Origin of the sequence: Pseudomonas protegens, from assembly GCF_013407925.2 — a bacterium.
GTDB lineage: Bacteria > Pseudomonadota > Gammaproteobacteria > Pseudomonadales > Pseudomonadaceae > Aquipseudomonas > Aquipseudomonas fluorescens_AP.
The window spans coordinates 5072648-5089413 of sequence record NZ_CP060201.1; the positions used below are offsets into that span (position 1 = coordinate 5072648).

Sequence of the window (16766 nt, forward strand, 5' to 3'; positions counted from 1 at the left end):
TAAAAAGCACTGCTCTCTAATAGTGCAAGTTGCAATAAAGTCAACTAAATGCGGGCTGTTAGTCTGTCCATTGGCTGAATGAAGTCTGTTGTTTTGTTGTCAAAAAAAGTTACAAATTGTTCGGCGCTTCTTTAAGTACTTGTGGCCAGCTCTTTGCGTTCAGTATTCCCAGTATCTGCAGTTTTCCATCGGCACCCAGTGTCAGGAATAACGAGCTGGTGTACTCGGTGGCCAGGGCATGGGCGAAGCCCATGCGGCTCTCCAGATCACTGATGCAGCCGCTGTGGGTGACCAGGATCAGATTGCGCCCCTGAAGCTTGTGGGCCTTTATATCGTTCTCGAAGTTGTCTGCGCAGTTCAGCAACCAATCCTGGGTGCTGGTGGCCTGATTGAACATGGCCTGTGCGGTTTGCAGGGTGCGGGTCATGGGGCTGCTGATGACATCGGTCCGCTCCATGCCGATGGTCCTGAAGGCCTTGCCCAGGTCGGCTGCGGTGGCATTGCCCAATCGGGTGATGCCATCTGCGGGGCCCAGGCAGGGGTTGGCCGACCGGTCACAGCGCTCGGCGTGACGCACCAGGGCGATGACTTCTCCGGCCCGCCAGTGTTGATAGATTCCGCTGCGTTGCATCTGCTGATTGTCAGCGAGATCCAGAGGCGTCGCCGGCCACAAGACAAAACCGCTTATCAGGACGATCAGGGTAGTAGTGACCGCACCGATGATGATCTTTCTGGAGCGTCGAATGCGGGCAGTATCAGCTCGGGGGCTGCTTGGTTTGTTGTTGTGCACGTCGCTTACCTGAATCTATTTTTGAGAAGTACTTTTAATTCGGGTTGGAACTAGTGTTCTGCAGCAGACCGACATGCGCACCGGCACCAGAGTGGTCACTGGCCTCAAGTTAAGGGAGTCCAGGTGGCGGATTGGTGAAAGCAATGTGAAAAAAACGAATGGCGCGACGCGTGCCTGTTTAAGAGCAGACCGCAATTGTTCAGCCTGTTGGCTTGAAAAAACGTTGTTATTCGCTAGCCGACGGGCTTGGGGAACCTGCGCATGGCGGTTATTTAACGCTGCTGTTCCGGGTGTTTATGACAAGCCGATGAAACTGTAGCTGAGAAAAAAAACCGTGTGGAAAAACTACACATCAGTTCAGCGTTCTGTCAGCCAAAGGAGGGAGAAGGGCGATGCAAGACTGCTTCCAGCCACGGTCCGTGGCAGAAGCAGTCAAGGAGGAGCGGCAGAGGGAGAGGGGATCAGTGGTTGACGGTATAGGCCAGCATCGCTGAAAGCTGGCACAGGGGACGCCCGCTTTCCTCTTGCCACTGGTTGAACACCGACTGCACCAGGGCCTGGTCGCGCTTGCTGCTGGGCACCTTGTCGATGATGTTCTGGGCATTCAGGGCAGCCACTACGTCCCAGGTGGGGATGAAGGTGTCCTTGCCCACCATGCGCAGGAAGCGTGGAGCCGACAGGCCGCCCATCTGGTTGCCGTGCTTGGCCAGGTACTGCCAGAGCCCGGTGATGTCCTGCACCGGCCAGTCGGCAATGAAGGCGCCGAAACTGCCGTGCTGTTGTTGCACGTCGAGGATCATCTGCGCATTGCGCGGCACGCTCTTGAGCTTGCCCAGGTGACGAATGATCCGTGTGTCCTGCATCAGCCGTTCCAGATGTTCGGCGCCCATGAGCACCACCTTGTCCGGATCGAAGCCGAAGAACACCTGTTCGAACGCTGGCCATTTGGCGTCCACCAGGCTGTGTTTCAGCCCTGCGCGAAAGACCCGCAATGCCAGTGTCGACAGGTAGCGATCAGCGCTCAATCCACGCAGATACTCGTTGCTTGCCGGGGTTGGCAGTTGGGCTTCCAGGGCTGCGGCGGAGCCGAAGCGGTTGAGACAGTATTCATTCAGCCATTTGTAATCGTGCATGCCTGCTCCTGGAGGGGCGGTCGGAGAGTCGGTTGAACAGGGTTGGGGTCTTGGGTGGCGATACAAGTTCCCCGTGGGGCGGGGAACTTGCGCCTGTGTCAGGCCGGGGTAGCGCCTTCGCCGGCGAGCCGGCGGTTGAGCTGGAAGCGCCAGCGCACGTAGAGCAGCGCCGAGGTGAACACCGCCAGGCTGGCGAACATTTCCAGCAGGCCGAACAGCTGGCGATTCGGATCATAGGCCGCCAGCGCGCCCTTGATGAAGTACAGGTTGACCACGAAGCACATCCACGCGTGTCCCCGGGCGCTGCCGCTGAGCATGCCGGGCGCCATCAGCAGCAGTGGCACCAACTCGATCAGCAGGATCACCCAGGGCCGGGCACCGTGCAGGTCGGCCACCAGCAGGTAATACCCGCAGAGCAGCCCCACCAGGCCGAAGAAACAGACCAGGCTGAGGACCCGGGCCCCGCGGACCCGGGGTTCCAGCCATTGCACCGTCGGCAGGATCTTCGGCTTCTTAGCCACGGCCGTTCTCCAACTGCAGGGCGGTTTTCGCCAGGCGCAGGCCCAAGGCTCGGCACAGGGCGATTTCATGCTCGTCCAGCGGGCTCTTGCCGTCAGCTCCGGCGTGATGGCTGGCCCCGTAAGGGGTGCCGCCGCCGCGGGTTTCCAACAGGGCCGATTCGCTGTAGGGCAGGCCGGTGATCAGCATGCCGTGATGCAGCAGCGGCAGCATCATCGACAACAGGGTGGCTTCCTGGCCGCCGTGCAAGCTGGCGGTGGAGGTAAAGACACCGGCGGGTTTGCCCACCAGGGCGCCGGTCAGCCAGAGGTTGCTGGTGCCGTCGAGAAAGTACTTCAAGGGCGCCGCCATGTTGCCAAAGCGCGTCGGGCTGCCCAGGGCCAGGCCCGAGCAGTGCTTCAGGTCGTCGAGGCTGGCATACAAGGCGCCGCTTTCGGGGATGCTCGGGGCCACGGCTTCGCATTCGGTGGAAACCCCCGGGACGGTGCGCAGGCGGGCTTCCATGCCGGCCTGTTCGACGCCGCGGGCAATCTGCCGGGCCATCTCGTTGGTCGAACCGTTGCGGCTGTAATAGAGGACCAGGATGTACGGCGCGCTCAAGGCAGAATCTCCAGCACATGTTCCGGTGGACGACCGATGATGGCCTTGTCGGCGGTTTCGAGAATCGGCCGTTCCATGAGTTTCGGGTGTTCGGCGATGGCGGCAATCAATTGCTCTTCGCTGAGGCTGCCGTCGGCCAGGTTGAGCGCTTGGTACTCCTCCTCGCCGGTGCGCAGCAGCTGGCGCGCACTGATGCCGAGCTTGCCCAGCAGGCGCTGCAACTGGGCAGCGTCCAGGGGAGTTTCCAGGTAGCGGACCACGGTCGGAGCCAGGCCGCGTTGTTCCAGGAGTTCCAGCGCACCGCGGGATTTCGAGCAGCGCGGGTTGTGATAAAGCGTCAGATCGGTCATGTGCGGGTCGCATCTTGCGTAAGGTGGCGGCTATTCTACCCGCGCGACGGGCTCTCCTGAACCTTGGGAGTCGATAGGTCGCAGCGACCTGGGGTCGGCAGCGTTATTCAAGACATCTTTCAATACAGGACACAGCGCATGGCAAGGCAATTGGCGGCGGCATTGGCGATCATTACAACTCTGCTGCTGGGTGGCTGCGGCAATGACTACGGGGTCGACCAATATGGCCAGAAAGTCGCCGCCGAGCGTATCGACAAGCAGTGGCTGGTGCTCAATTACTGGGCCGAGTGGTGTGGGCCTTGCCGCACCGAGATCCCTGAATTGAACAGCCTGAACGAGCAGCTCAAGGGCCAGTCGGCCACCGTGCTGGGGGTCAATTTCGACAATGTGCAGGGAGAGGAGCTCAAGGGCGCCAGCGAGAAGCTGGGGATCAAGTTCACCGTGCTGGCGCAGAACCCCGCAGAACGCTTCGAACTGCCGCGCAGCGAGGCGCTGCCGGTGACCTACATCATCGACGACAAGGGCAAGGTGCGTGAGCAATTGCTGGGCGAGCAGACCGCCGCCGGCGTGCTGGCCAAATTGCAGGCCCTGCGCGGGCATTGAGGGCGTGGGGGCTGTAGCGGCTGTCGCAGGCTGCGAAGGCCCTGAAGGCGTGCTGGGGGCCTGAAGCTCGCTGGAGAGTCAGGCCCCCGGGTGTTGTTCGCAGCCTGCAGGCTCGACAGCCGCGATAGAAATATCAGCCTTCTTCCGGCCACCAGCGCAACGGCTTGCCTTCGGCAGGCCAGAAACGCACTTGCTCGATCGGCGAGACATCCCAGCGTTCGACGTTTTCCAGGGCCTGCAGAAAGCGGCGTTCCTGCTCCATCAAGGCCGGGGCACAGAGTTTGCGCGTGCTGCCGACCTTGCCGAAGCTGAGCTTCTCGCCGTCCAGGGTGTACGGCGCGAACCAATGGTTGCAGCCGCCATTGCCGTAGGCGCGGCCATCCTCGCCCAGGGTGATGGTCAGGTGGCTGTAATCGATCAGCGGACGCTCACCGATCCATTCCAGAACATAGCTGCGGTCCTGCTGCAGCTTCAGCGGCTCGGCGGCGCAGCCCAGCAGGCCGGCCCCCAGTGCCGCGGCCAGCATCAGGCGTTTCATTGGCCTACCTTCTGGCATTTCGGGCAGCGGTGCTGCTCACCCTCGCTGCGCCAGCCAAGCTCGGCGATCCGCGCGCTGGCGGCGGGTTTCTGGGCCTTGTTGCCCAGCTTGGCATCCACCGCGAATTCGAAGTCGAGGGTGGCGGCGCAGCTGTCGCAGTTGACCTGCCACTGGTGAATCGCCAGTTCGCCGAATACCGGGCCGCGGGCCACGGCGACCCATTGGCCGACGGGATTGATCAGGTGGCGCACAGTCTCCACCGTCAGGCGCATTGACAGGTCCTTGCTGCCTTTGAGGGTGACCAGCAGCACGTCGTCGGTGCGGATGGAGCCACCGTTGCCGGTGACTTGATAGCGGCCGGGCACCAGGGCGCGGCATTCGGTCAGGGTGTGTTGCGGGTTCATCAGGTTGTAGCGGAAATCGTGTTCGACCATGGGTCCTCCAAATCTGCCGCGTATGCTAGCACGGGCCCCTGCGCCGCAGGTTACGGGCAGGCGACCTTCGATCAGCCCGTGCGGATTTCAGCCCAGGACCCGATTCTGCGCTTGCCCCGCGGCCCAGCTGGCGATGTTGTGCAGGGTGGTCTCGGCGATGGCGGCCAGGGCTTCGTGGGTCAGGAACGCCTGGTGCGCAGTCACTATCACGTTGGGGAAGGTCAGCAGCCGGGCCAGCACGTCGTCCTGCAGGGGCAGGTCGGAGCGGTCCTCGAAGAACAGCTGCGCTTCCTCTTCATAGACATCCAGCCCCAGGTAGCCCAGTTGGCCGCTTTTCAGCGCCTCGATCAGCGCCGGGGTGTCCACCAGGCCGCCGCGCCCGGTATTGATCAGCATGGCCCCGGGCTGCATGTGGGCCAGCGTTTCCTGGTTGATCAGGTAGCGACTGTGGTCATTGAGCGGGCAGTGCAGGCTGATGATCTGCGCCTGAGCCAGCAGTTGCGGCAGCTCCAGATAACGGGCACCGAGGGCTACCACGGCCGGATTGGGGAAAGGGTCGTAAGCCAGCAGTTGGCAGCCAAAACCCGCCATGATCCGGGCGAAGGTGGCACCGATCTGCCCGGTGCCGACAATGCCCACGGTCTTGCCCACCAGGTCGAAGCCGGTCAGGCCGTGCAGGGTGAAGTCGCCCTCGCGGGTGCGGTTGTAGGCGCGATGCAGGCGTCGGTTGAGCGCCAGGATCAGGGCCACCGCATGTTCGGCCACCGCATGCGGGGAATAGGCCGGGACTCGCACCACGTCCAGGCCCAGGCGCTGCGCCGCAGGCAGGTCGACGTGGTTGTAGCCGGCCGAGCGCAGGGCGATCAGGCGGGTGCCGCCGGCGGCCAGTTGTTCCAGCACCGGGGCGCTCAGGTCGTCGTTGATGAAGGCACAGACCACTTCATGGCGCTCGGCCAGGGCCACGGTGTCCAGGCTCAGGCGGGCGGCCTGGAACTGCAGTTCGATACCCGCCGGCAGGTTGGCGCCGAGAAAGCTCTCACGGTCGTAGTTCTGGCTGCTGAATAGAATCGTGCGCATGCTTGCATCCTTGTTCGGGGCGCCCAGCATGCCTGCCGGGCAGTGTTCGGGTCTTGCCCTGGGTCAGGCGTTGATCCGCGCCTCGGCGGCCAGGCGGCCGATTGCGTGGTCCAGCTCGTCAAGGGCGGCAAAGGCCTTGGCGTCCTCCTGTTTGAGCAGGGTTTCGCTGCGTTGGCAGGCGGCACGCAACTGCGGCACCCCGCAATAACGAGTGGCGCCGTGCAGACGGTGTACCCGCTCGATCAAGGCGCTATGGTCGTTGGCCGCCCGGGCGGCGTTGATCGCCTCGCGATCGGCTTCAAGAGATGCCAGCAACATGGCCAGCATGTCCGCCGCCAGATCGGCCTTGCCGGCGGCCAGGCGCAGGCCTTCGTCCTGATCCAGCACCTGCAGCTCCAGGCTCACTTCAGAGCGCTCGCTGGCCCGTTCCGGGCCCTGGTTGCGCAGCGCCAGGCCGGTCCATTTCAGCACCACCTGGGCCAGTTGCCGTTCGCTGATGGGCTTGGTCAGGTAGTCGTCCATGCCGCTTTGCAGCAGGGCGCGTTTTTCGTTGGCCATGGCGTGGGCGGTCAGGGCGACGATCGGCAGCGGTGTCCCGTGGCGCTCGCTTTCCCATTGGCGGATTGCCTCGGTACTTTGCCGGCCGTCCATGCCGGGCATCTGCACGTCCATCATCACCAGGTCGAAAGGCTCGTTCTGGATCGCGTTCAGCGCGGCGTAGCCGTTGTCCACCGCCAGCACCTTGGCGCCCATGTCTTCCAGCAAGGTCTGGATCAGCAGCAGGTTGGCCGGGTTGTCATCGACACACAGCACCCGTGGTGCGCGGCTGGAGAGAGTTTCTTCCGGTTCGCTGCGGGGCCGGCGCGGGGTGACCAGATCGGACAGGGCCCGGCGCAGTTTGCGGGTGCAGGCCGGCTTGGCCTGCAACTGACTGTGGGGGTTGGGCACCGAGAGGTGGAACAGCGTCTGTTCGGTGGTCGGGCACAGCACCAGGACCTTGCAGCCCAGATGTTCCAGGTCCCAGATGTGCTGGCTCAGGCGCTCGGGAGACATGTCGTTGCTGGTGATGCCGAGCACCGCCAGGTCAATGGCCTGATCGCTCTGGTGCACCCCGGTAATGCCATTGGTCAGGGCTTCCAGGGTGTTGAACGGGGTCACTTCCAGGCCGCAGTCTTCCAACTGGTGCTGCAGGGCCTGGCGGGCCAGTTCGTGATTCTCCAGGACCGCCACCCGCCGTCCCAGCAGCGGCGGGCCGGGCAGGTCCTCGGCGTCGTCGCGGGTCTTGGGCAGGTTCAGGCTGATCCAGAACTCCGAGCCTTCACCCGGGGTGCTGTCGACCCCGATCTCGCCGCCCATCTGTTCGATCAGGCGCTTGGAGATCACCAGCCCCAGCCCGGTGCCGCCGGGTTGGCGCGACAGCGAGTTATCGGCCTGGCTGAAGGCCTGGAACAGGGCACGCACATCCTGGTTCGACAGGCCGATGCCGGTGTCCTGGATGCTGATGCGCAGTTGCACGCTGTCCTCGTGCTCTTCTTCGAGCATGGCCCGGGCGACGATGGTGCCTTCGCGGGTGAACTTGATGGCGTTGCTCACCAGGTTGGTGAGGATCTGCTTGAGCCGCAGCGGGTCACCGACCAGCGACAACGGCGTGTCGCGATAGACCAGGCTCACCAGTTCCAACTGCTTGGCGTGGGCGGCCGGGGCGAGGATGGTCAGGGTGTCCTGCAGCAAGTCCCGCAGGTTGAAGGGAATGCTGTCGAGCACCAGCTTGCCGGCTTCGATTTTCGAGAAGTCGAGGATTTCGTTGATGATCCCCAGCAGGCTGTCGGCGGATTTTTCGATGGTGCCCAGGTAATCCAGCTGGCGCGGCGTCAGCTCGCTTTTCTGCAGCAGGTGGGTGAAGCCGAGAATGCCATTGAGGGGTGTACGGATTTCATGGCTCATGTTGGCCAGGAACTCCGACTTGATCCGGCTGGCTTCCAGGGCTTCCTTGCGCGCCAGGTCCAGTTCGATGTTCTGGATCTCGATGGTTTCCAGGTTCTGGCGCACGTCTTCGGTGGCCTGGTCGATGCTGTGCTGCAGTTCTTCCTGGGCATTCTGCAGGGTGCTGGCCATGCGATTGATGCCCGAGGCCAGTTCATCCAGTTCATGGCTGCCCAGGGGTGGCAGGCGGGTTTCCAGGTTGCCATCCTTGAGTTGCGCCACCGCCTGCTTGATCTGGGTCAGCGGGTTGTTGATGGTGCGGCCCATGCGCACCGCCAGCAGGGCAGCACCGGCCAGGCCGGCGGCAATCAACAGCAGGCTGGCGAACAGGCTGCGGTAGCCACGCAGCAGCATGCCGCTGTGGGACAGCTCCAGTTCCACCCAGCCCAGCAGGCGGTCGGACTCATCGGGGATCAGGTCGCCGGCCAGGTTGCGATGGCGGCCGAACACCGGCAGTTGGTAGCGGGTCGCGTCATTGCCACTGCGTTGCATCATCTGCGTGCCGTTGCCGCTGGGTGGCGGGTTGAGCATGCTCGGTCCCGCGTGGGCCACCAGCGTGCGATCAGGAGCCAGGAAAGACACCGCGCGCACGTCCTGCTGTTCCAGGGCCTGGGTGGCGATGCGTTCGAGCATCGGCGCGTTGTGGTTGCCCATCGCCGGTGCCACCAGCGAGGCCAGTTGTTCGGCAATCATTTCGCCGCGCTGCAGGAGCTGGGCCTGCAGTTCCGAGAGCTGCATCCAGGTGAAATAGCCACCCAGCACCAGCGCCATGAGGCTGGTGGGCAACAAGGTCAGCAACAGTACGCGGCCTTTGATTCCCAGTTTCTTGAGCACGCCACTCTCCTGCTTCCACGCTGTTTTGAAAGGTCTACGGGCACGTCCGTGATGCGCCACCCGCGCAGTGTAACGATTTGCCGGAGGCTGATCTTGGCAAATTGCGCCCTGGCGGTCGGCGGCGCGAATGCCTGCGGCCAGGCTGCGACCAAGGCATTGGTTGCCGCGCTCCGGGCAATCTTGAATAATTGCCCAACTGAGAATGACTTGCAGAAGCTAATGACTCCCGTAGCTGTTGAGCCCCCCCGTATCCTGACCATTGAAGATGACCCGGTGCTCGGCGCCTATGTGCATGAGCAACTGGGTCGCTGCGGTTTCGCCGTGACCTGGTGCCGCAACGGCCAGCAAGGCTTGGGGATGGCCCGCAGCCAGAACTTCGATGTGGTGCTGATGGACATCCTGCTGCCCGGCATGGATGGGCTCACCCTGCTGACCCACTTGCGCCAGAGTCATTCCACGCCGGTGCTGCTGATGTCGGCCCTGGGGGCGGAGGCCGATCGCATCAGCGGTTTTCGCCTCGGAGCCGACGACTACTTGCCCAAGCCCTTCAGCATGGCCGAGTTGCGGGTGCGCATCGAGGCGATCCTGCGACGGGTGGCCCTGGATCGGCGGCCGATGTCGCCGCTGCTGAACAGCAACGCACAGAGCCTGGTTTTCGACGACGAGCTGTGCGATGTGCTGTTTGCCGGGCAGTGGGCCGGGTTGACCCGCAGCGAGTATCGCCTGCTGGAAACCCTGCATCGCAACCTCGATGAGGTGCTGAGCAAGGCCTTCCTTTATCAGCATGTCCTGCAGCGTGGCTACGCGGCCCATGACCGCAGCCTGGACATGCACGTCAGCCAGATTCGCCGCAAGCTCAAGGCGCTGGGCTACAGCGAGCGGGAGTTGCGCACCGTGTGGGGCAAGGGCTACGTCTTGAGTGCCGCCGATGAGCTGGCCTGAACTGCCCGGCCGGCATTCGCTGTTCTGGAAACTGGCCTGCCTGCTGGTGGCGTTCTGTCTGCTGATGATCTGGCTGAGCTGGTCCTGGGGGCGCTATGTGGAGCAGAGGAACCTGTACCTGTCCGATGAAGCCCGGGCGACCCTGGAGCATTACGCCGTCGAGGCCGAGCAAGCCTGGAAGAGCGGCCAGAGTGCCGGCGTCGATGCCTGGCTTGCGCAGATGGCCGGTCGTGAGCAGACCTGGGTCGGCGTCATTGGCAGCGACCTGCAGTCGCTGGGCAGTCAGCCGCTGACATCGGCCGAGGCCCAGCGCCTGACCTTTCTGCGCGGCGCGCACTGGCCGGTGAGCCGGCATGGCCGTGGTCTGCCGTGGCTGAAAATTCCATTCCCCGAGGATCCGTCCCTGGGCAGCCTGGTGATCGAGCTGCCGCAGCGCTTCATGCCCGGGCGCTATCGGGTGTTCTGGCAGGTGATCACCAATGGTGTGATCCCTGGCCTGTTCACCCTTTTGTTGTGTGTTGGTCTGTACCGCTTGCTGGTGGTGCCGCTCAACCAACTGCGCGAGCAGGCCAATGCCTGGCGCGCCGGGCAACTGAGTGTGCGTCTGTCCAGCGCAACCACTGAGCGCAAGGATGAACTGGGAGAGCTGGGGCGGGCCTTCGATCAGATGTCCGAACGCTTGCAGAGCACCGTAGCGGTGCAGCAGCAATTGCTGCGCGATCTGTCCCACGAGTTGCGCACGCCCCTGAGTCGTCTGCGGGTGGCGTGTGACAGCGAGCAGAACCTTTGGGCATTGCGCGAGCGCCTGGCTCGGGAGGTCGATGGCATGCAGCGCCTGGTGGAAGACAGCCTGCAACTGGCCTGGCTGGACACCGAACGCGGGCCATTGCCCGCGGAGCAGATCCAGGTCCAGGCGCTGTGGGAGATGCTCAGCGAGAACGCCTGCTTCGAAAGCGGCTGGTCGGCGGCGCAGTTGCGCTGTGAACTGGACGCCGATTGCTGGGTGCGCGGCCACCTCAATACCCTGGCCCAGGCCCTGGAAAACATCCTGCGCAATGCCATTCGGCATTCTCCGGCCGGCGCCCGGATCACGCTCGCGGGGCAACGGGAAGGCGAGTATTGGCACCTGTGGCTGGACGACCAGGGACCGGGTGTGGCCGAAGAGGATCTGGAGCGGATCTTCGCGCCGTTCATCCGTCTGGATGGATCGCGGCCGGGGGATGGCGGCTTTGGCCTGGGCCTGAGCATTGCGCGCAATGCGGTGGTGCGTCAGGGCGGGCAGTTGTGGGCGCAGAACACCGCGCATGGCTTGCGTCTTCATCTGCGCTTGCCGGGAGCCTGAACGCGGGCCCTGGCCGGCCTTAGATCAATCAGCCATAAGTCCCGCACTTTGCGTGATATGGCGCTTGGACGTTTGCCGGTATGATAGGCGCCCCCGCAGTCTGGATTGCGAATACGCCATGACCTTGCAGTACCCAACCATCGCCGATTGCGTCGGCAACACCCCGCTGGTCCGTTTGCAGCGCCTGCCTGGCGCCACCAGCAATACCTTGCTGCTCAAGCTTGAGGGCAATAACCCAGCGGGTTCGGTCAAGGACCGTCCGGCACTGTCGATGATCACTCGCGCCGAACTGCGCGGGCAGATCCAGGCCGGCGATACCCTGATCGAAGCGACGTCGGGCAACACCGGCATCGCCCTGGCCATGGCTGCGGCGATCAAGGGCTACAAGATGATCCTGATCATGCCCGACAACTCCAGCGCCGAGCGCAAGGCGGCAATGACTGCCTATGGCGCCGAGCTGATCCTGGTTAGCCAGGAAGAGGGCATGGAAGGTGCCCGCGACCTGGCCGAACGCATGCAGGCCGAAGGCCGTGGCAAGGTGCTGGATCAGTTCGCCAACGGCGACAACCCCGAGGCCCACTACACCGGCACTGGTCCGGAAATCTGGCGCCAGACCCAGGGCAGCATCACCCACTTCATCAGCTCGATGGGCACCACCGGCACCATCATGGGCACTTCGCGCTATTTGAAAGAACAGAACCCCGAGGTGCAGATCGTCGGTCTGCAACCCATGGAAGGCTCGGCCATTCCCGGCATCCGCCGCTGGCCCGAGCAATACCTGCCGAAGATCTATCAGGCCAGTCGGGTCGACCGCATCGTCGACATGGCCCAGAGCGAAGCCGAAGACGTGACCCGGCGTCTGGCCCGGGAAGAGGGCATTTTCTGTGGCGTGTCTTCCGGTGGTGCGGTGGCAGCGATGCTGCGCCTGTCCCGGGAAGTGGAAAACGCGGTCATGGTCGCGATCATCTGTGACCGTGGCGATCGTTACTTGTCGACCGGCATCTTCGATGCGCCCAACTGATGGCTAAGCAAGAGAGAGGCCTGCGCTTCCAGCCGGCGGGCGGCACTCGGGCTCCACAGATTCCCGTGGGCAAGAAGCAGCGCCTGAACATCCAGCGCCTGGCCAATGACGGTCGTGGCATCGCCTTTGTCGATGGCCGCACCTGGTTTGTCAGCGGTGCTCTGGCCGGTGAAGACGTCGAAGCTCGGGTATTGGGCAGCCATGGCAAGGTGGTGGAGGCCCGTACCGAGCGCATCTTCAACGCCAGTGAACTGCGTCGCCCGGCGGCCTGTGCCCACGCCGGGCGTTGTGGCGGTTGCAGCGTGCAGCACCTGCCCCATGCCGAACAGCTTGCCCTGAAACAGCGCATGCTCGCCGAGCAGTTGTCCAAGGTCGCGGGGGTTGAACCCGAGGTCTGGGCGGCGCCGTTGAGCGGTCCCGAGTTCGGCTATCGGCGTCGCGCCCGGGTGGCGGTGCGCTGGGACGCCAAGGGCAAGCAACTGGAGGTGGGTTTGCGTGCCGCTGGTAGCCAGGACATTGTCGCCATCGACGATTGCCCGGTGCTGGTACAGGCCTTGCAGCCCATCATGAGCCGCTTGCCCGCCATGCTGCGACGCTTGAGCAAGCCTCAGGCACTGGGGCATGTGGAGTTGTTCAGTGGTTCGGCGCTGGCGGTGCTGTTGCGTCATATGGCGCCGTTGTCCGAGAGCGACCTGACGATCCTCAAGGACTTCTGCGATTTCCATCAGGCGCAATTGTGGCTGCACGCTGAAGGCGAGCCGCAACCCTTTGATCCGTCGCAGTCGCTGGGCTATCGCCTGGAAACCTGGGATCTGCACCTGGCCTATCGGCCGGGGGACTTTGTCCAGGTCAACGCCGCGGTCAACGAAGCGATGGTGGCCCAGGCGCTGGAGTGGCTGGCGCCGCAACCTCAGGAGCGGGTGCTGGACCTGTTCTGCGGCCTGGGCAACTTTGCCCTGCCGCTGGCCCGGCAGGTGCGGGAAGTGGTGGCGGTGGAAGGCGTGGCGGCCATGGTGGCGCGCGCCGCTGACAACGCCGCCAGCAACAATTTGCATAACACGCGCTTTTTTCAAGCCGATTTATCCCAGCCTCTGAGTGCTGCCGAGTGGGTTGATGAAGGCTTTTCTGCGGTACTCTTGGACCCACCCCGTGACGGTGCTTTCGAGGTGGTTCGCCACTTGGCGAGCCTGGGTGCCAAACGGTTGGTTTACGTGTCATGCAATCCGGCAACTTTGGCCCGTGACACGGTCGAATTGATCAAGCAGGGCTACAGGTTAAAACGTGCCGGGATCCTCGATATGTTTCCTCAGACGGCGCATGTCGAGGCCATGGCGTTATTCGAAGCGAGCTAGGATGGCTTGTCTAATCCGACTGATCCTTCAGGTGTGGTTCGCTGGCCCCGCGAGCTGCCCCTGAGCGTTGAAGGTCAGCGATTTGACGCATTGAATGTGCGTCGTAGGGAAGGTAAAGCAAGATGGTACAGGTGAGAGCGCACCAGCCGATCAACACCGACGGCAGTATCAATCTCGAGGCATGGCTCGATCATACGGTCAGCGTCGATATGGCATTGGACCGTGAGGCCTTGAAAGAAGCCTGCGAGTTCGCTCGCGAGGCAGAGTTAAAACACATTGCCGCCAAGGGTCTGAGCGCCGAGGACGTGTCGAGTTTCAGCACGGGCCTGGAGATTGCGGAGATCCTTGCCGACCTCAAGCTGGACCAGGATTCCCTGGTCGCCGCAGTGCTGTACCGCGGCGTCCGCGAGGGCCAGATCCAGTTGCCGGCGGTCAGCCAGCGTTTTGGCCCGGTGGTGGCCAAGCTGATCGACGGCGTGCTGCGCATGGCCGCGATCACGGCCAGTCTCAGCCCTCGTCAATCCCTGGTACTCGGCACTCAGGCGCAGGTGGAAAACCTGCGCAAGATGCTGGTGGCCATGGTCGATGACGTGCGCGTGGCACTGATCAAGCTGGCCGAGCGGACCTGCGCCATTCGCGCGGTGAAAAGCGCCGACGAAGAGAAGCGCAACCGGGTCGCCCGCGAGGTTTTCGACATCTATGCGCCTTTGGCTCACCGCCTCGGCATCGGCCATATCAAGTGGGAGCTGGAGGACCTGTCCTTCCGTTACCTGGAGCCTGAGCAATACAAGCAGATCGCCAAGCTCCTGCATGAGCGGCGCCTGGATCGCGAGCGCTTCATCAGCGACGTGATGAACCAGTTGCAGAACGAACTGAAGGCCACCGGGGTCAACGCCGACATCAGTGGGCGGGCCAAGCACATCTATTCCATCTGGCGCAAAATGCAGCGCAAGGGCCTGGAGTTCAGCCAGATCTACGATGTGCGCGCGGTGCGTGTGCTGGTGCCGGAAATGCGCGACTGCTACACCGCGCTGGGCATCGTGCACACCTTGTGGCGGCACATCCCCAAGGAATTCGACGACTACATCGCCAACCCCAAGGAAAACGGCTATCGCTCGCTGCACACCGCGGTGATCGGCCCCGAGGGCAAGGTGCTGGAAGTGCAGATCCGTACCCACGCGATGCACGAGGAAGCGGAGCTCGGGGTTTGCGCCCACTGGAAATACAAGGGCACCGACGTCAAGTCCGGCTCCAACCATTACGAAGAGAAGATCTCCTGGCTGCGCCAAGTGCTGGAATGGCACGAAGAGCTGGGGGATATCGGCGGCCTGGCCGAACAGTTGCGGGTGGATATCGAGCCGGACCGGGTGTACATCTTCACCCCCGACGGCCACGCCATCGACCTGCCCAAAGGCGCTACACCGCTGGACTTCGCCTACCGGGTGCACACCGAGATCGGCCACAACTGCCGGGGCGCCAAGATCAACGGGCGCATCGTGCCGCTCAACTACAGCCTGCAGACCGGCGAGCAGGTGGAGATCATCACCAGCAAGCACGGCACGCCGAGCCGTGACTGGCTGAACCCGAACCTGGGCTACGTCACCACGTCCCGGGCGCGGGCGAAGATCGTCCACTGGTTCAAGCTGCAGGCTCGCGATCAGAACGTCGCCGCCGGCAAGACCCTGCTGGAACGCGAGCTGAACCGTCTCGACCTGCCTCAGGTGGACTTCGACAAGCTTGCCGACAAGGCCAACATGAAGACCGCCGAGGACATGTTCGCCGCCCTGGGCGCGGGTGACCTGCGCCTGGCGCAGCTGGTCAACCTGGCCCAGCAACTGGTGGAGCCCGAGCGCGGCAACGAACAACTGGAGCTGATCCCGCGCAAGGCCGCCGGCTACAAGCCAGGCAAGCGTGGCGATATCCAGATCCAGGGCGTCGGCAACCTGATGACCCAGATGGCCGGCTGCTGCCAGCCACTGCCGGGGGACGCGATCGTCGGCTACATCACCCAGGGCCGTGGCGTGAGCATTCACCGCCAGGACTGTGCCTCGGTGCTGCAACTGGCCGGGCGCGAGCCGGAGCGGATCATCCAGGTCAGCTGGGGGCCGGTGCCGGTGCTCACCTATCCGGTGGACATCATCATCCGCGCCTACGATCGTTCCGGTCTGCTGCGTGACGTGTCCCAGGTACTGCTCAACGAGCGGATCAACGTGTTGGCCGTCAATACGCGCTCGAACAAGGAGGACAACACCGCGTTGATGTCCCTGACCATCGAGATTCCGGGCCTGGATGCATTGGGGCGTTTGCTGGGGCGCATCTCCCAGCTGCCGAACATCATCGAGACCCGGCGCAATCGAACCCCGTGATGCCCGCATGAAATGGATGAACTGATGTACAGCCTTGAAGACCTGCTCCACCTGATGGCGCGCCTGCGGGACCCGCAATACGGCTGCCCGTGGGATATCAAGCAGAACTACGCCAGCATCGTTCCCCATACCCTGGAAGAGGCCTATGAGGTCGCCGACGCCATCGAGCGCGGCGACTTCGACCACTTGCAAGGCGAGCTGGGCGATCTGTTGTTCCAGGTGGTGTATTACAGCCAACTGGCCCGGGAGGAGGGGCGGTTCGAATTCGACGCGGTGGTGGACGGCATCACCCGCAAGTTGATCCGTCGGCATCCCCACGTGTTCCCTACCGGGGATCTGTACGCGCCGCTGGATATCCCGCGGCTCGATGAAGAACAGGTCAAGGCGCGCTGGGAGCAGATCAAGGCCGAGGAGCGGGCAGAGAAGTCCGACGCTCCGCAGCAGTTGTCCCTGCTCGACGATGTGCCGGTGGCCCTGCCGGCGCTGTCCCGCGCGGCCAAGTTGCAAAAGCGCGCGGCGCAGGTCGGCTTCGACTGGCCGGACGCCCTGCCGGTGGTGGACAAGGTTCGTGAAGAACTGGACGAGGTGCTGGAGGCCATGGCCGACAACGACTCGGCGGCCATCACTGAGGAAATCGGTGACTTGCTGTTTGTCGTGGTCAACCTGGCCAGGCACTTGAAGGTCGACCCGGAAACCGCCTTGCGCGGTGCCAATGCCAAGTTCGATCGGCGCTTCCGATTTATCGAGCAGGCATTGCGCGACACCGGTCGTCCCGTGGAAGATTGCACCCTCGAAGACTTGGATGCCCTGTGGGGTGAAGCCAAACGTCAGGAAAAGAATTTGCCCAGCTGCGGCTGAGGCCGTTGCCTAAGTGAGTAAGCA

Annotated in this window: 16 protein-coding genes; 7 read left to right on the forward strand and 9 right to left on the reverse strand. The window is 63.4% G+C overall.

Annotation, left to right across the window (positions count from 1 at the left end):
* Window positions 1-109 precede the first annotated feature (109 nt).
* The 5 genes from GGI48_RS23645 to arsC all read right to left on the reverse strand — a co-directional run bounded on the left by GGI48_RS23645 (window position 110) and on the right by arsC (window position 3392).
* Window positions 110-631 (reverse strand): histidine phosphatase family protein, encoded by a 522-nt coding sequence (locus tag GGI48_RS23645; RefSeq protein ID WP_016965681.1) that lies wholly within the window; start codon window positions 629-631, stop codon window positions 110-112.
* A 620-nt stretch (window positions 632-1251) separates the two neighbouring features.
* Complete coding sequence (locus tag GGI48_RS23650) at window positions 1252-1923, reverse strand: DNA-3-methyladenine glycosylase I (RefSeq protein WP_016965680.1); 672 nt, start codon at window positions 1921-1923, stop codon at window positions 1252-1254.
* A gap of 98 nt (window positions 1924-2021) precedes the next feature.
* Window positions 2022-2444, reverse strand: a complete 423-nt coding sequence (locus tag GGI48_RS23655; protein ID WP_179600279.1) for a DUF2069 domain-containing protein — start codon at window positions 2442-2444, stop codon at window positions 2022-2024.
* Window positions 2437-3042 carry an NAD(P)H:quinone oxidoreductase gene (gene wrbA, locus GGI48_RS23660; protein ID WP_179600281.1) on the reverse strand — a complete coding sequence of 202 codons (606 nt, stop codon included), beginning with the start codon at window positions 3040-3042 and terminating at the stop codon, window positions 2437-2439. Before wrbA ends, GGI48_RS23655 begins: the two co-directional genes overlap by 8 nt.
* The gene (gene arsC, locus GGI48_RS23665) at window positions 3039-3392 is read right to left on the reverse strand and encodes an arsenate reductase (glutaredoxin) (RefSeq protein WP_179600283.1); all 354 of its coding nucleotides are present in this window, start codon (window positions 3390-3392) and stop codon (window positions 3039-3041) included. The genes wrbA and arsC overlap by 4 nt, the downstream gene beginning before the upstream one ends.
* A 138-nt stretch (window positions 3393-3530) precedes the next feature.
* Between arsC and GGI48_RS23670 the strand changes: the two genes are divergently transcribed.
* Window positions 3531-3995, forward strand: coding sequence for a TlpA disulfide reductase family protein (locus tag GGI48_RS23670; RefSeq protein WP_103742436.1), 465 nt, complete (start codon window positions 3531-3533; stop codon window positions 3993-3995).
* Window positions 3996-4128: 133 nt separating this feature from the next.
* Here the strand turns inward: GGI48_RS23670 and GGI48_RS23675 are convergent, their stop codons facing one another.
* The 4 genes from GGI48_RS23675 to GGI48_RS23690 all read right to left on the reverse strand — a co-directional run bounded on the left by GGI48_RS23675 (window position 4129) and on the right by GGI48_RS23690 (window position 8861).
* On the reverse strand, window positions 4129-4533 hold the full coding sequence (locus tag GGI48_RS23675; RefSeq protein ID WP_179600285.1) for an META domain-containing protein: 405 nt from the start codon (window positions 4531-4533) through the stop codon (window positions 4129-4131).
* Window positions 4530-4967, reverse strand: coding sequence for a hypothetical protein (locus GGI48_RS23680; RefSeq protein ID WP_047305633.1), 438 nt, complete (start codon window positions 4965-4967; stop codon window positions 4530-4532). The genes GGI48_RS23675 and GGI48_RS23680 overlap by 4 nt, the downstream gene beginning before the upstream one ends.
* Window positions 4968-5054: 87 nt before the next feature.
* A complete protein-coding gene (locus GGI48_RS23685; protein ID WP_016965673.1) occupies window positions 5055-6044 on the reverse strand; it encodes a 2-hydroxyacid dehydrogenase in 990 nt (329 codons plus the stop codon).
* A gap of 63 nt (window positions 6045-6107) precedes the next feature.
* Complete coding sequence (locus GGI48_RS23690; RefSeq protein ID WP_016965672.1) at window positions 6108-8861, reverse strand: response regulator; 2754 nt, start codon at window positions 8859-8861, stop codon at window positions 6108-6110.
* 219 nt (window positions 8862-9080) lie between these two features.
* Between GGI48_RS23690 and GGI48_RS23695 the strand changes: the two genes are divergently transcribed.
* The 6 genes from GGI48_RS23695 (at window position 9081) to mazG (ending at window position 16742) form a co-directional block, all read left to right on the forward strand.
* The gene (locus GGI48_RS23695) at window positions 9081-9803 is read left to right on the forward strand and encodes a response regulator transcription factor (RefSeq protein WP_179600287.1); all 723 of its coding nucleotides are present in this window, start codon (window positions 9081-9083) and stop codon (window positions 9801-9803) included.
* Window positions 9790-11145, forward strand: coding sequence for a sensor histidine kinase (locus GGI48_RS23700; protein ID WP_179600289.1), 1356 nt, complete (start codon window positions 9790-9792; stop codon window positions 11143-11145). The genes GGI48_RS23695 and GGI48_RS23700 overlap by 14 nt, the downstream gene beginning before the upstream one ends.
* Before the next feature lie 118 nt (window positions 11146-11263).
* Window positions 11264-12166, forward strand: coding sequence for a cysteine synthase CysM (gene cysM, locus GGI48_RS23705; RefSeq protein WP_016965669.1), 903 nt, complete (start codon window positions 11264-11266; stop codon window positions 12164-12166).
* Window positions 12166-13518 (forward strand): 23S rRNA (uracil(1939)-C(5))-methyltransferase RlmD, encoded by a 1353-nt coding sequence (gene rlmD, locus GGI48_RS23710; protein WP_047305629.1) that lies wholly within the window; start codon window positions 12166-12168, stop codon window positions 13516-13518. The genes cysM and rlmD overlap by 1 nt, the downstream gene beginning before the upstream one ends.
* Window positions 13519-13640: 122 nt before the next feature.
* Complete coding sequence (relA, locus tag GGI48_RS23715) at window positions 13641-15884, forward strand: GTP diphosphokinase (protein WP_016966214.1); 2244 nt, start codon at window positions 13641-13643, stop codon at window positions 15882-15884.
* Between the two features lie 24 nt (window positions 15885-15908).
* Entirely contained in the window at window positions 15909-16742 is an 834-nt protein-coding gene (gene mazG / locus GGI48_RS23720; protein WP_042941670.1) for a nucleoside triphosphate pyrophosphohydrolase, read from the forward strand.
* Window positions 16743-16766: the final 24 nt, after the last annotated feature.

Bases quoted from the DNA above. Each gene is read 5' to 3' on its own strand.
- mazG (WP_042941670.1), top strand. From the start codon at position 15,909: ATGTACAGCCTTGAAGACCTGCTCCACCTGATGGCGCGCCTGCGGGAC.
- arsC (WP_179600283.1), bottom strand. From the start codon at position 3,392: ATGACCGATCTGACGCTTTATCACAACCCGCGCTGCTCGAAATCCCGC.
- relA (WP_016966214.1), top strand. From the start codon at position 13,641: ATGGTACAGGTGAGAGCGCACCAGCCGATCAACACCGACGGCAGTATC.
- GGI48_RS23645 (WP_016965681.1), bottom strand. From the start codon at position 631: ATGCAACGCAGCGGAATCTATCAACACTGGCGGGCCGGAGAAGTCATC.
- rlmD (WP_047305629.1), top strand. From the start codon at position 12,166: ATGGCTAAGCAAGAGAGAGGCCTGCGCTTCCAGCCGGCGGGCGGCACT.
- GGI48_RS23695 (WP_179600287.1), top strand. From the start codon at position 9,081: ATGACTCCCGTAGCTGTTGAGCCCCCCCGTATCCTGACCATTGAAGAT.
- GGI48_RS23670 (WP_103742436.1), top strand. From the start codon at position 3,531: ATGGCAAGGCAATTGGCGGCGGCATTGGCGATCATTACAACTCTGCTG.
- cysM (WP_016965669.1), top strand. From the start codon at position 11,264: ATGACCTTGCAGTACCCAACCATCGCCGATTGCGTCGGCAACACCCCG.
- GGI48_RS23700 (WP_179600289.1), top strand. From the start codon at position 9,790: ATGAGCTGGCCTGAACTGCCCGGCCGGCATTCGCTGTTCTGGAAACTG.
- GGI48_RS23650 (WP_016965680.1), bottom strand. From the start codon at position 1,923: ATGCACGATTACAAATGGCTGAATGAATACTGTCTCAACCGCTTCGGC.
- GGI48_RS23675 (WP_179600285.1), bottom strand. From the start codon at position 4,533: ATGAAACGCCTGATGCTGGCCGCGGCACTGGGGGCCGGCCTGCTGGGC.
- GGI48_RS23680 (WP_047305633.1), bottom strand. From the start codon at position 4,967: ATGGTCGAACACGATTTCCGCTACAACCTGATGAACCCGCAACACACC.
- GGI48_RS23685 (WP_016965673.1), bottom strand. From the start codon at position 6,044: ATGCGCACGATTCTATTCAGCAGCCAGAACTACGACCGTGAGAGCTTT.